Here is a 1,033-nt window from a genome sequence, read left to right as displayed (position 1 = left end):
ATAAAATAGGCCGCGTATTATCCAGATAATCTGACCGCTTGGCAATTAATTAACCGAGCCAATAAAAGTATTATTTTTAGCCAAACGCCCAGAGCTTGCTAAACTTATTATTTATAAAGAAAAATCACATCTGGAACCCATTGTGACAAGCCAAAGCGCACTAGTCGTAGACGACTCGTCAACCTCAAGAACCTTACTCACAAAAATACTCAAAAAGAAAGGCGTTCATTGCGAACAAGCCTGCTCGGGTGAAGATGCACTATCCCAATTATCGTGGTTTCATCCAGACTATATTTTTCTCGATCATATGATGCCAGGCCTTGATGGCTTTCAAACACTAGAGCGCATCAAAAATGACGATAAAACCAAGCATATCCCTGTCATCATGTATACATCCCAGCATGCGCACAATTACTACGAAGAGGCTCATAAGCTTGGAGCTGCGGGCGTCATATCAAAACAAATCGATAGAGATAAGCTCTATTTAATGCTTGATCGGATATGCACTCCTAAGAATGACGACGTCCCTCTCGTATTTAACGAAGTGCATAGTAAGGTAAACGAAACTATTGAAAACGAGTCAAGTAACGCGAAACTCTACGCAAGAATCTCAACGCTAGAAGCAAGTTACGAAGAGCTACTCAAAGAAAATCGTCAAATGAAGACAGAAATATCGCGCTGGGCTTCAATACAAGCAGAAGAAACGAACAAACGATCCAAAATAGCGCTACCACAACCTTTGTTTATAGGTTTTCTTGCCCTAGCGCTATTTGCATCTACATTTGCTTGGCTGACTACTCAAAAAATTGATCAAAATTACAAAGGAACGCAGCAACAAATCCATCAAGTTAATGAACTCATTGACGAGATCATTGTTCTTTTAGAACAAAGCAATAGATCTAGGTAAAGAAACACGTGAATGAACACCAATTAAGAAAACTTTGCCAAAACAGCAAGTTTTTGATTGTAGATGACTTCGAAAATTTCCGTACCTCTCTCCGCCTCATGCTGACAAGCTTTGGTGCAGCATTTG

General features: G+C 39.9%; 1 protein-coding gene. It reads left to right on the top strand.

Annotation, left to right across the window (positions count from 1 at the left end):
- The first annotated feature begins 142 nt into the window (after positions 1-142).
- Entirely contained in the window at positions 143-907 is a 765-nt protein-coding gene (locus A3762_RS03525) for a PleD family two-component system response regulator (protein WP_068754115.1), read from the top strand.
- The last annotated feature ends 126 nt before the right edge of the window (positions 908-1,033 follow it).

The organism is Oleiphilus sp. HI0125, from assembly GCF_001635355.1.
Note: the sequence above shows the minus strand (reverse complement) of the source record. Positions and strands in the feature narration are given on the sequence as shown.